The 12,949-nt window shown below is 28.7% G+C and carries 10 protein-coding genes, 7 tRNA genes and 1 riboswitch; of the genes, 3 read left to right on the plus strand and 14 right to left on the minus strand.

What is annotated here, in order from left to right; genetic code table 11:
* Positions 1–87 precede the first annotated feature (87 nt).
* Positions 88–1,035, plus strand: a complete 948-nt coding sequence (locus tag AC2A4K_RS15235; RefSeq protein WP_322505066.1) for an alpha/beta hydrolase — start codon at positions 88–90, stop codon at positions 1,033–1,035.
* 155 nt (positions 1,036–1,190) lie between these two features.
* Here the strand turns inward: AC2A4K_RS15235 and rluF are convergent, their stop codons facing one another.
* From rluF to AC2A4K_RS15250, 3 genes are read right to left on the minus strand one after another with little or no spacing between them, the layout of a single operon-like run.
* A complete protein-coding gene (gene rluF / locus AC2A4K_RS15240) occupies positions 1,191–2,078 on the minus strand; it encodes a 23S rRNA pseudouridine(2604) synthase RluF (RefSeq protein WP_322505065.1) in 888 nt (295 codons plus the stop codon).
* A 20-nt stretch (positions 2,079–2,098) separates the two neighbouring features.
* Complete coding sequence (locus tag AC2A4K_RS15245; RefSeq protein ID WP_322505064.1) at positions 2,099–3,112, minus strand: anti-sigma factor domain-containing protein; 1,014 nt, start codon at positions 3,110–3,112, stop codon at positions 2,099–2,101.
* A 60-nt stretch (positions 3,113–3,172) separates the two neighbouring features.
* Positions 3,173–3,826 carry a class D sortase gene (locus tag AC2A4K_RS15250; RefSeq protein WP_322505063.1) on the minus strand — a complete coding sequence of 218 codons (654 nt, stop codon included), beginning with the start codon at positions 3,824–3,826 and terminating at the stop codon, positions 3,173–3,175.
* A gap of 397 nt (positions 3,827–4,223) precedes the next feature.
* Between AC2A4K_RS15250 and ispF the strand changes: the two genes are divergently transcribed.
* Positions 4,224–4,694, plus strand: a complete 471-nt coding sequence (gene ispF, locus AC2A4K_RS15255; protein ID WP_322505062.1) for a 2-C-methyl-D-erythritol 2,4-cyclodiphosphate synthase — start codon at positions 4,224–4,226, stop codon at positions 4,692–4,694.
* A gap of 134 nt (positions 4,695–4,828) precedes the next feature.
* On the opposite strand, the gene AC2A4K_RS15260 is transcribed toward ispF, so the two are convergent.
* The 7 genes from AC2A4K_RS15260 to AC2A4K_RS15290 all read right to left on the minus strand — a co-directional run bounded on the left by AC2A4K_RS15260 (position 4,829) and on the right by AC2A4K_RS15290 (position 8,674).
* Positions 4,829–6,142, minus strand: coding sequence for a Na+/H+ antiporter NhaC family protein (locus AC2A4K_RS15260; protein WP_322505061.1), 1,314 nt, complete (start codon positions 6,140–6,142; stop codon positions 4,829–4,831).
* A 101-nt stretch (positions 6,143–6,243) separates the two neighbouring features.
* Positions 6,244–6,408: riboswitch (SAM riboswitch) on the minus strand.
* A 76-nt stretch (positions 6,409–6,484) separates the two neighbouring features.
* The gene (locus AC2A4K_RS15265; protein ID WP_322505060.1) at positions 6,485–7,327 is read right to left on the minus strand and encodes a pyridoxamine kinase; all 843 of its coding nucleotides are present in this window, start codon (positions 7,325–7,327) and stop codon (positions 6,485–6,487) included.
* Positions 7,328–7,461: 134 nt separating this feature from the next.
* Positions 7,462–7,537 (minus strand) — tRNA-Lys (locus AC2A4K_RS15270).
* Between the two features lie 44 nt (positions 7,538–7,581).
* A tRNA-Gly gene (locus AC2A4K_RS15275) sits at positions 7,582–7,655 on the minus strand.
* Positions 7,656–7,725: 70 nt separating this feature from the next.
* Positions 7,726–7,800: transfer RNA gene (locus AC2A4K_RS15280), tRNA-Gln, on the minus strand.
* A 3-nt stretch (positions 7,801–7,803) separates the two neighbouring features.
* Positions 7,804–7,880, minus strand: a tRNA-Arg gene (locus AC2A4K_RS15285).
* Between the two features lie 101 nt (positions 7,881–7,981).
* Positions 7,982–8,674, minus strand: coding sequence for a hypothetical protein (locus AC2A4K_RS15290; protein ID WP_322505059.1), 693 nt, complete (start codon positions 8,672–8,674; stop codon positions 7,982–7,984).
* A gap of 191 nt (positions 8,675–8,865) precedes the next feature.
* Between AC2A4K_RS15290 and AC2A4K_RS15295 the strand changes: the two genes are divergently transcribed.
* Positions 8,866–9,270, plus strand: a complete 405-nt coding sequence (locus AC2A4K_RS15295) for an HNH endonuclease signature motif containing protein (RefSeq protein ID WP_322505058.1) — start codon at positions 8,866–8,868, stop codon at positions 9,268–9,270.
* 65 nt (positions 9,271–9,335) lie between these two features.
* On the opposite strand, the gene AC2A4K_RS15300 is transcribed toward AC2A4K_RS15295, so the two are convergent.
* The 4 genes from AC2A4K_RS15300 to AC2A4K_RS15315 form a co-directional block, all read right to left on the minus strand.
* Entirely contained in the window at positions 9,336–12,398 is a 3,063-nt protein-coding gene (locus tag AC2A4K_RS15300) for a GDSL-type esterase/lipase family protein (RefSeq protein ID WP_322505057.1), read from the minus strand.
* Between the two features lie 240 nt (positions 12,399–12,638).
* Positions 12,639–12,713 (minus strand) — tRNA-Gly (locus AC2A4K_RS15305).
* Between the two features lie 9 nt (positions 12,714–12,722).
* Positions 12,723–12,796, minus strand: a tRNA-Gly gene (locus tag AC2A4K_RS15310).
* 4 nt (positions 12,797–12,800) lie between these two features.
* Positions 12,801–12,884 (minus strand) — tRNA-Leu (locus AC2A4K_RS15315).
* Between the last annotated feature and the right edge of the window lie 65 nt (positions 12,885–12,949).

The raw sequence follows: 12,949 nt of genomic DNA on the forward strand, positions 1-12,949 counted from the left end.
TATAATTAACTCAATTTATTTTTCTCTTAAATGTTATAATTATGTATAAATAAAAAACTATTTAAAATCTTGCTAGGAGTGATAAAAATGAAATACCTTATTATATTGATTGTTATTGCAATTCTAGTTATTATATTTTTCTCAGCAATAGGTATTTATATATTTAAATCAACTGTAACTAGAAAACTTCATGATATAGCTCAAAGCTATAATATATACGTAGAAAATAATCTTTTTGATGAGACACTATATGATTCTGTTCATAAAGAAGATATAACTTTAAAATCTTTTGATAATCTTAACCTAACATCAACATTAATAATGAATGAAAAACCAACAAACAAATTTATAGTATTAGTGCACGGTGTTTCTATTTGTTATGTTGGTTCTTTAAAATATTTTGATATTTTTTATAGAAATGGCTTCAACGTTCTTATAGTAAATCAAAGAAGACATGGAAAAAGTGAAGGTAAATACTCCACATACGGTTTTTATGAAAAATATGACGTAAACATGTGGATTGAATATTTAAAATCTAGATTTGGAGACGATATAATATTAGGACTTCACGGAGAATCTATGGGTGCAGGAACGGTAATGGAAACTATCCCTTTAAATAATTCTATAAAATTTGTTATTGAAGATTGTGGCTATTCTAATTTCTACAGACTTATAGGCTTTCAAATATCTCATGGTTTCAAAAATAGAATAGTTAGAAAAATTCTTAGCCCTGGCCTTATTTTCGCAGACTGGTTCATGAAATTAAAAGCAAAATTTTCTATGAAAAAAATAGTTCCTATAGATATAGTAGCCTCAACTAAGATACCAATTATGTTTATTCATGGTAAAGAAGATTATTTTGTTCCTTGGTATATGGCAGTAGATTTATTTAATGCTAAAGTTAGAGGATATAAAGAACTCTATTTAGTAGAAGGAGCTGAACATGCTGAATCTTTAGCGACCAATAAACTCCTTTATGAAAAAAGAGTAATGAATTTTATTGAAAAAGCACTATTCTTTTATGACACAAAGTAAAAGCTTCTGTTCTAGATAAATATTGATTTTTAGCTAGACTTTTAACCCTAGCTCAAAACATAGCCAAATAAAAAATGCTTATTAAGCTATAGAAGAAAACTCCTATAAATATAGAAATTTCTATATTTATAGGAGTTTTATTATGTTAACTTCTCTTATCTAGAAGCCTCTTCTGTTTTTATAGAGTTTGATGTAAGTCTATTTATTTCTGCTAACTCTTTTTTGGTTAAATATCTCCATGAACCTATCTTTAAATTTCCTAAACTAACATTCATTATTCTAAGTCTTTCTAGTTTCTTAACTTCATAACCAAAATACTCACACATTCTTCTTATTTGTCTATTTAAGCCTTGTGTTAATATTATTCTGAAGGCATATTTCCCTTCTTTTTTTACTAAACACTTCTTAGTAATTGTGCCTAGTATAGGAACACCATTACTCATACCTTTTATAAATTCATCAGTTATAGGTTTATTTACAGTAACAACATATTCTTTTTCATGATTGTTTCCTGCTCTTAAAATTTTATTTACTATATCCCCATCATTAGTCATGAATATTAATCCTTGAGAGTCCTTATCTAATCTTCCTATTGGAAATATTCTCTTCTCATGATTCATAAAATCAACTATATTTCCCTTTACTTTGCTTTCTGTTGTACAAGTTATTCCAACAGGTTTATTTAAAGCTATATAAACAAGTTCATTTTCAACCTTCAATGATTTACCATCAATAGATACACTCTGTCCTTTTGAAACTTTCATTCCTGTTGTTGCAACAACTCCATCTATTTTGACTCTTCTTTGTTCTATAAGCTTATCTGCTTCCCTTCTAGAACAAAATCCTGTTTCACTTATGTATTTATTTAATCTAACTTCATCTCTAACTTCATTTTTATTTGATATAACTATATCTTTTTCTGAAGCCTTCTTTGCTATTTTTTGTTTTGTTGGATTATTAATTTTTTTCTCTTCATTTCTATGCTTTTTTTTATTAGAAAAACTTTTTTCTCTTCTGTTGTTATTCCTTGATACTTTTCTCACTATAAATAATCCCTTTCTTATTAATTTTTCTTTTCATACCCTGAATTATTTATCTTTATTCTAAAATTATTATTTGCATTATCATCCTTGTTTACACTATCAACATAAGCTGTGATATTATTTAAATCTATAGTATCCACCATTTTTCCAGTTATATAAATACTAACAATTCTATTTGATGGTATCATATCCTGCTCCTCAAAGCCTTTTAATATATTAATCATTCCATCTTCAAATTTATCATTATTTAACTTTAACTCTGTTACTAATATATTTCCCTTTTCTGTTGGTGAATAACTATAGACTATTCTATTAAATCTATTTAATCCAATTTTGACTTTGGATGTTCCTTGAATTAATATGGTAGTTTCTTGTTGCTTATAAATAAATGTAAATCCACCTATAAGAACAAAGGCAATTAAAACAACACTGATTATTATCTTTCTATAATGTCTTAAAGTTTTCTTTTCCTTACCGGACAGTTCCTCTCCAACTTTATTTTCACATCTTGTTTTTATTCTTATAAATTGGCCTTCCTTAGTTAATATTATGGTACTATTTTTCCCTTCTAACATAACTAATCCTTTATAAACAGTCTCTTCTCCCTTAGTTCCTTTTATAACTGCAAGGCTTTCTAAATCCTTAAAGTTTATATTTAGATACATTGCTAAATTTGTATAATTTGCATTGTATAATAAAACTATATAAGCAATTATATAGTTTGACCAATTGATTATCTTTTCATTACTAAAGCCTGTTTTTTTAGCTATAACTTTTGTAGGCAACTCTCTTCTATTCAATATTTTTCTTAAGAGAACTTCCTCATCAACTAAAAAATATGCTATATTAAGAATTAAATTTCTTTCTTCAAGATTAAAAGATTCATTAGAAAGATTTTTTATATTAACTTTAAATTTTCTAAGTTCTTTTATAAAAGTACTTATTTCTTTTTTTAAGATATTCTTATCTAGATTCTTCTTTATATTTCTAGTAGAAAACATATATTTATCTTTTCTAAAAGTTACCTCACTCAATTAAGCTACACTCCTTTATATATATTTTACAAAAAATAAGACTAAGGCAAAAACCCAGTCTTATTCCACTAACTTTCCTTTTACTATTACTCTATTTTTAGCATCCATAGTACATGTAACTAAAGTCATTGTTGCATCTTTAGTAGGCTCTAAAGCTTCTGTTTGACTTGGAGTAACCTCATACATATCTGTTACTTCATAAGTATATTCTTTTCCATTATAAGTAACATTAACCTTGTCCCCATTTTCAAGTTTATCAATGTCTTTAAAAGCCTCTCCAAAATATGACTGTCTATGTCCAGCTATAGCAAAGTTCCCTTTTTCTCCTGGCATAGGTGCTCCTGGAAAGTGACCTACTACATACTTGATATCTTCATATCTAACGCCTTCTATTATACCAATTTCTAAGTCTATCTTTGGAATATTTAAAATACCAATTCCATTTCCTTCTTCAAGTTGTGCCTTTTCTGGTTTCTTACTCTCTTTAGTTTCACTACCTTCAACTTTGTTATTACCATCATTCTCTTCTTCAAAAGTTGCCTCACCATTTGAATTTTCACCTTCTGGAACATCAAAAGTTAGATTCTTAAAACTCTCCAAAACCGCTTGTTGTTGTTTATAAGTATCATACTTCATCCAAATTGTTATCCCAATAAGAGATACCCCTGCAACAATTAAAAAAATCCCTAAAACATTTTTAATTTTTCCCCACACTTCTCAATGCACCCTTTCTATTTAATTTTCCCTTTTATTATAATGCTATCTACTAATTTAAGCTTTAAAATAACTACTTTTATATAAATTTAAATATTTAAAAGCAATAGCACTATTTTCTTTAATTAAATCTCAATTTATTATACCATAGCATATATCATATCTATATAAAATTTTATACAGTAAATACATCTTTTTCATAAATTTGAATTCTTTAATTTATTTATATTTTAATTATATATTACACTCTTTATGTTACAAATTTATTTTTAATCTTTGCTAAATTATAATAAAGATTAATACTCTTTGATAACATAATAATAATTATATATAATGAAACCATAGAAATTATGGTGGCTCTCACCATAATGATAAATATTTTTAAGAGGTGATAAAAATGAGAATCGGAATGGGATATGATGTTCATAAATTAGTTGAGAATAGAGATTTAATTTTAGGAGGAGTTAAAATTCCTTATGAAAAAGGACTTTTAGGTCACTCAGATGCTGATGTTTTATTACATGCAATAATGGATTCGCTTTTAGGTGCTGCAGCTTTAGGTGATATAGGTAAGCATTTCCCAGATACTGATCCTAAATATAAAGGGGCAGATAGCATAAGGCTTCTTGAATTCGTTGGTGAACTTATATATAAAAATAACTATAAAATATCCAATATAGATGCAACAATAATAGCTCAGAAACCTAAAATGGCTCCTCATATACCTACAATGAGAGAAAATATAGCAAAAGCGTTAAATATAAATTTAGACCAAATAAATGTTAAAGCAACAACTGAAGAGGGTCTTGGCTTTACTGGCTCAGGTAAAGGAATTTCTTCTCAAAGTATCTGTCTTTTAATGAAATAAAAAAAGAGTATATAACTTCCTTAACATTGGAAGGTATATACTCTTTTTATAACTTATAAAATCCAACTTTATACTACATTTCTTTAAATCCGATATCTAAAATCCCCTTTTTAGTGCTTATTGCTTTTTATAGTTTATTGAGTTACTGCAACATCTAATTCTTCACTTGTTTCAGTATTCTCTTTCTTTTGGAAAAATGCTATAAATATTATTGCACTTATTCCCATTAAATATGGATAAAATAAGAATTTCATTATTTCAAATGAACTTAATCCTGTTAAAGCTGCTGCTGACATTAACTGTGCTCCATATGGGATTATTCCCTGAACTGCACAAGAAAACATATCTAATATTCCTGCAACTCTCTTTGAATCTAAATTATATTTATTTGAAATATCCTTTGCTAAAGGTCCAACTGTAACAATAGCAATTGTGTTATTTGCAGTACATGCATCAATTAAACTTACTAATAATCCAATACCAAATTCAGCCCCTCTTTTGCCATTGATTCTTTTAGTAACTAAATTTAATACATAATCTATACCGCCATTTTCTTTTATAATCTCAACAATTCCTCCAATTATTATTGAAATTAATATAAGTTCACTCATTCCAGCAACTCCAGCTGATATAGAATCAAAGAATGCTTTTAAATCCATAGCCCCAGTAAAGAATCCGATTCCTCCAGCTAAAATTATTCCACCTGATAATATAGCAATTACATTTCCCCCCATTAATGCTGCTATTAAAATTCCTAGGTATGGAATAACTTTTATTAAATTATAGTCATATTGTCCTACAGAAGCATTAGAACCACTTCCTAAGAATGTATATAATATAATTACTAAAATAGCTGATGGTAATATAACCTTAAAGTTTATTCTAAATTTATCTCTCATTTCACAACCTTGAGTTTTTGTTGCTGCTATTGTTGTATCAGAAATCATTGATAGGTTGTCTCCAAACATAGCTCCACCTACTACTGCCCCAACTATAAGAGGTAATGCTATATTAGTTTTTTCTGCAATTCCCATAGCTATTGGTACTATGGCAGCTATTGTTCCCATTGATGTTCCTAATGATATAGCTATAAATGATGATATTATAAATATTCCTGCTATTAATATGTTTTTAGGTAATATTGTTAAACCTAAGTTTACTGTTGATTCTACTGCTCCCATGTTTTTAGCCACTTCTGCGAAAGCACCTGCTAATATAAAAATTAAACACATTAAGATTATATTGCTATTTCCTGCTCCCTTACAGAATATCTCTATGTTCTTCTCAATCCCTCTTTTTCTGTTCATAAATATTCCGACTAATGCGGCTATTATCCCAGGAACTAAAATAGAAACCGAGTAGAAATCTTTCATTACTATTGAAGTTCCTAAATAGATTGATACAAAAATTATTAATGGTAATAATGCTGAAAACTTTCCTTCTTTCATTTTCTCTCCTCCTAATCTATTTAATAAACCTATCTTATTTATCCTACAAAATAAAAAAACTTCTATCCCAGGATAGAAGTTATTATTCTTACAGATTCTCTTTCTTATCTCTCAGTTTCTACCGCAGGATTTAGCACCGCTATAAATCTTTGCACATGAAATTATTACTGACTTTTATTATTTTAAAATCAGTATTGTTTTAACCGCAAAGAATTACCGGTTGCTGGGTTTCACAGGGCCAGTCCCTCCACCTCTCTTGATAAGATTTATTAAATTTTATTTTTTTTAATACTAACACGCCAAAATTACTTTGTCAATTTAATTTATATTGTTTTTAATAATTTATTTACTTACTAATTTATATAACAAACTTTCAAGCAATATTCCTTCATTAGGTGGATAATCAAATTTTTCACTATATTCTATTGCCTCTGCTATAAAGTTGCATGCTTTTTCTAAAGCTTTTTCATCACATTCGCCTCTTAGTATCCATCCTATTAACAAGGATGCAAAGGCATCTCCAGTTCCACAATAAAATGCATTTATTTTTTTATGAGAATAATTGTAGAACATCTTTTCCTGTTTATCATACAGCACAGTATCAATATATTCATTTCCCTTTGAACTTGGTACACTTGTTATTATACTTATTTTAGGTCCTAAGTTTCCCAAGGAAATTAAATACTCCTTAATCTCCTCTTCAGTTAAGTTTTCTTTATAGTCTTTTCCTAAAAGTAAAGTAGCTTCTGTAATATTAGGAGTTATTATATCAGCATTCTTAATCAAAACTCTCATCTCTTCAATCATTTTTTCACTCATGCCATCATATAGCTTACCATTATCAGCCATAACTGGATCTATAACAACTAAAGTATCTTCTTCTTTAAATTCTTTTATAAAGTCCTCTACAAATTTAACTTGATTAGGATCTGCTAAATATCCACTATAAATACATTGAAAACCTAAGTTAAGCTTTTTCCAATGCTCCTTAGTTTCATATATAAAATCACTTAAATCTCTAATTGCAGGTTTTCCAAATCCATCTGTATGTGTTGATAAAACCGCAGTTGGAAGTGGACATACTTGATTACCCATTGAAGATAATATAGGAATTATTGTCGCTAAAGCTGCTCTTCCATAACATGAAATATCATGTATAGCAGCAATTTTATTCATAGATTTCATTTTTATCTCCCTTCAAAAATCCGCTCTAAAATATATATTTCTCATTACACAGTATTATATTAATTAATTTTTCTTATATCAAATGTACCGATATATTTTAAAATAAAAAAAGCATCGCCTTAGTAAGCGATGCTTGGTGCACCATCAGGGATTCGAACCCTGGACTCCCTGATTAAGAGTCAGGTGCTCTACCAACTGAGCTAATGGTGCATATTGCATTTTTTAAGAGAATTTTACAGTAAAACCTTAAAAAATGGAGCGGGTACCGGGAATCGAACCCGGGTATCCAGCTTGGAAGGCTGGTGTTCTACCATTGAACTACACCCGCTTGGTATGTTTATATGTTAACATAATATTAACATGTTGTCAAGTATTTTTTGATTTATTATTCAAAAAAATGGCTGGGATAGCAGGATTTGAACCTGCGAATGACGGAGTCAAAGTCCGTTGCCTTACCGCTTGGCGATATCCCAACATGGTGTACCTTAAGGGATTCGAACCCCTGACCCACGGCTTAGAAGGCCGTTGCTCTATCCAGCTGAGCTAAAGATACAAACTTGAATCAACAAAAATTATTATACATAATCATTTAAAAATTGTCAACATTTTTTTGAATTTATTTTATATTTTTATTAATACTAAGCGAATTTAATTTTAAACAATATCTTCCAAGTACTTAAATAACACAGTTTTAAATTTTTCTCCATCCTCTTTATTTTTATCAGCATTTTTACAAACTCTATACCATTCTTCTGTAGTCATTCCTATAGTTTTTTCATAACAATCTTCACAATCAGTTTGTAAGTTAGTTTCAACAACAAACTTACCTAATTCTTCAGCATTATTGAAGACTTTTAAGTATAAAAACTCATCTTTATCTCCAATCCAATTGTTATTAAATCTACTACAGAATATTTTTAATTTTCTCATTCCATTTTCAGCATTAAATCCATTTAACTTTCTTAATGCTAAAATATCATTTTTCATTTTCTCTCTATCTTCTTCTGTTGCTTTACTCTTTACTATAGAGATAATTTTTTCTACATCATTTGATGGAATTTGTGTTACTAATTTTCTTTTTCCTTCAACCCATTTATAATAAGCCTCTGGCATAAAGACATATTGTATAAACTGTATGAGGCTATTAAAATCAGGTACCATTACCCAAACATTTTGGAATCCAACATGTCTATTAAATATTACATAATGTAGATATTTTGTGTCTTTAGTTATAGGTTCATCTTTGAACATTCTTCCTTTTAGGGTTTCATTTTTTCTTATTAATTCACCCCAATACTTCTCGGGATTTTCTTCTTTTTTTAATCTTTGACGAAATAAGTTACGCATCTTAAAACCCCCTTTATATATTTTATAATTTAATTATATTGCTAACTTTTTTTAACATCAAAGTGTAAAAAATCCTAAATTTCTTTATATACCCTCATATCTATTTAAAAAAGCTCGCTTATATTGATTAAACTATTTTTTTATGCTATTTTATTACTATAAATGGGTATATCAAAATTAAGGAGGATTATATGTCTTATTGTTGTGAGATTTGTGGTGATTACGCTGATGTTCATCACATAGTTCATAGAGCAGAAGGTGGTCTAGATTTCAAACTAAATTATAAATATTTATGTAAGAAACATCACCGTTCTAAAAATGGTCCACATAGAGATAAGTTTGTAGATTTAAATTATAAACTTGAAATGCAGAATAAACTTAATGAGCTTTTTATAAAAAGTTTTTATACCGGTAATGATATAAAAACTATGCTAGGGCTTACACCAGGTTCCTTAAAAAAATTAACTAAGAACCTAAAGCGTTATAAAGAAGGATATTCTAGAGATGAATTAATATTTAATCTCATGGGCAGAAAAGTTTATTCAGAAGAATATATAGAAGATTTCATGTTGCAAAAAGCAATAAGTTGTATATAAAATGTGCTGTATCAAAACTATTAATTTAATTTTAGGTTTTGATACAGCCTTATTTTTTTATTTCTCTAATTATTTAATATTCTTAAAGAAATAAACTCTATTTCGAATTTATCTATAACCTTATCTTTATTTAAATCATAAATTTCTATTTCACTCCATCCTTCAGAGTTTGAATTTTTTCCAAAATTCATTGAGACTAATGATAAATCACCTATATTTAAGAAACCATCATCATTTAAATCTCCCGTTAATTCATTTATCTCTAATGAATCAAATATAACTTTAGCATCTTGAAGAGCTCCTATATTTTCTTTCATTTTTCCTACAGCACCTGTATTTAAACATTCTTCTGCCTTAATTAAAGCATCATTTAAAAGTCTTTTAGCACCGTAGATATACTCTCCAACTTCATATCCTTCTTTGACATTATCACTTAATATTTTATATTCATTTATAATAGAATCTAACTGTTCTCTAACTTCTTCAAATATAGCATCACCTGGTGTATCTAATGAAAAACTACAAGTTAAACTATTATAATTATATATTCTTAAATCCTTTAAAATTTTCTTAGCAATTTCTAGATGTCCCCTATGATTTGGATTCCCCTCTAAGAGCCAAGATTCTCCAAGCCATTCTTGATTTTCATTTAATTTTCTCCAATACTCATAGTGATCTATTAATAATACTTCTTCCTCTTTAGCTACTTCCCTTATAACTTGCACATAATCCTCTATATTCTTTTCATTCTTAATTGGTGTTTGTAAAACTGGTACGGCTCCTATTTCCTCAGTTCTATTAACTATTGAAATTAAATTGGCTTTAAATTCTTCAGGAGTAATGTTTTCATTGCCTCCAATCATAATAAAAGTAGCTTTAGGATTATATTTAGTGGCTAAATTATCAAAATTACTTAATAAATATTCAGAATTAGCATCTTCTACAGCGGAGTTCACCATAAACTTTTCTCTTTTAGCCATACTTCCACCATTTAACTCCCAACGTACTCTTTCTTCCAAATACTCTACATAATTCTTGTAACCAAAAGTATCTCCTTTTCCAGTAGTATCATCATCACCCAAAAATACCCAAGAGACTTTTTCATTTTCATTTATTATCTTTATAATATCAACTAAGTTTTCATTTAAATTCTCCTTAGTTGATTTAATCAATTCCTCTTCAGACAAATTATTATCATATACATCTATATAAGATATATCCCCATAATAGAACCATTCACCAGAAGTTTTATAATCTAAATTTCTTCCTACATTTAAGGTATTTGCTTCTGTTACAGTATTAAAAAATCCTTTATTTGAATCACTGTGAATCATTTCTCCATCAACATATATTTTAGTTCCACTTTCACTTACATCTACTGCAACTGTATGCCACATTCCATCATTATAACCTCCTCTTGAGGTAGTTATATTACTTTTGAAAACCCCATTTTCTCTTGCTGAAAAGTGAATACTTCCATTATTTATAGCTAAAGTAACATTACTAGCATCATCTCTAGAATCAGAAAGACTTAAAATAGTTTGAGCATTTCTATTATTCTCAACTTTAAACCTAGAGACTATAGTTCCTTTTCCTAAATTACTGACCTTATTCAAATCTTCTGACTTGTCTATAAAATCATCATTAAATTTCTTATCTAGATTATAATTGATTAAACTTTCTTTTCCTTCTATGCCTTCATATTTAGGGTAATATGTTGTATCTACACTCCTTCCAAAATCATTTTCTATTTTTATTGGATAATTTAAATTACAGGTATAACTATCATCCTCAAAAATTTCTAGTTCCTTAAAAATAAGCTTAACCATTTCTAAATGTCCTTTTTCATTTGGATGAATTGAATCATTCAAAAATTCATTTTTAATATTAGGATTTTCTTTCTCTAAATCTTCCCAATGTTTATAATGATCTATTAAGGTAACATTTTTATCTCTTGAAATCTCTCTAACAGCATCCATATAAAGTGGAAGACTCTCTCTATTAGAAGACATTCTTATTGTGTTACTTGTCTGAAGAACTGGTATAGCTCCTCCTTCTCTTACTCTATCAACAAGCTCTCTTACATTTCTTTTATATTCATCTAAAGGAACCATTTGATTAGATGAATCATTCATACCAATCATTATAAAGACTATATCTGGATTATATAAACTAACCCAAGTATCGAATCCGTTTATTATATTTCTAGTGGTGGCACTAGAAACCCCAGTATTAAAAACCATACTATCCTCTTTAGTAACTCTATTTATACTTTCTCCTTTTAATCTTTCACTAAAATGTTCTGAGTAACTTCTGTATCCTTTTGTATGCAATGGGCCATGAGTTATACTATCTCCAGTAAATACTACGTTTAAATCCTTATCTCCTTTTAGCATTTTAATTAACTCTTCCTTTTCTCCCTCTGGTTCCGGGTTAGATTCTTCATTTACTTCACTTAAAGCTAAACACTCACTGGAACTTAATGCCGTATCAAAAACTTTTATATTTGATATCTCTCCATTTAAATACCATTGTCCATTCTGATTTTCACTGGTTAATATTCTACCTATATTTAAATTATTTGGCGTATTTACTCCATTAAAAAAGCTCATGTTAATATTATTACCAGTAGAATATAACTTACTTCCGTCTACATATAACTCTGCTCCATTCTCTCCCCCTATATTCACAACAAGTCCATGCCACTTTCCATCATTATAATTTCTATGTGGCCACTCAAACCCTAGCTTTAATTGTCCATTTTCTCTGACTTCATATCGAATTCGACCTGTATTAGTTATACCAACAAATAATCTACTATTAGAATCATTTTTATCACTCATAGAAAATAGTGTTTGCCATGTATTAATATTATTTGCCTTAAACTTAATAGCTATAGTTCCCTCTGTTAAATTTTCAATCTTCCCTAAGTCTTCTGTAATATCTACATAGTCATTAATACCATTGAAGCTCTTATTTAATTCATAGTCTAATTTAGGTTCTTTAGTTTCAAACTCTTCAATTATGTTATCTTTATTTTCATTTGCAAGCACAGATACATAATTTGAAAATATGCATGTTCCTCCAATACATGTAGCTAATAATAAACTTATGGCTTTTTTCTTCATAGATTTCTCTCCCAAACAAAAATTTAATTAGTTGTATATCCTCTTATATCCTTATTCTTAAGAAAAGACTAATATACTAGAAAGTTTAGGTTACCTTTTTATCAGGATTTATTTTAACAAATTACTTATACTCAAAATATTTCCTGTATAAAAAAAGACTTTTATTCCAAATTTGGAATAAAAGTCTTTTAATTTATTATATTAAACGAAAAAAGCAACTGAAATATCAGTTGCTTTATATGGAGCGGAAGACGAGACTCGAACTCGCAACTTTCACCTTGGCAAGGTGACACTCTACCATTGAGTCACTCCCGCATATTTAATTGGAGCGGGTACCGGGAATCGAACCCGGGTATCCAGCTTGGAAGGCTGGTGTTCTACCATTGAACTACACCCGCTTAGTGGTGCAGGTGAAGGGAGTCGAACCCCCACGCCGTAGGCGCTAGATCCTAAGTCTAGTGCGTCTGCCAATTCCGCCACACCTGCAAAACTATGTTTTAATTATAATATTTTTCAAACTCTATTTCAAGTTTTTTTTGTAAATTATTCTC

The organism is Clostridium sp. LIBA-8841 (genome assembly GCF_057782475.1).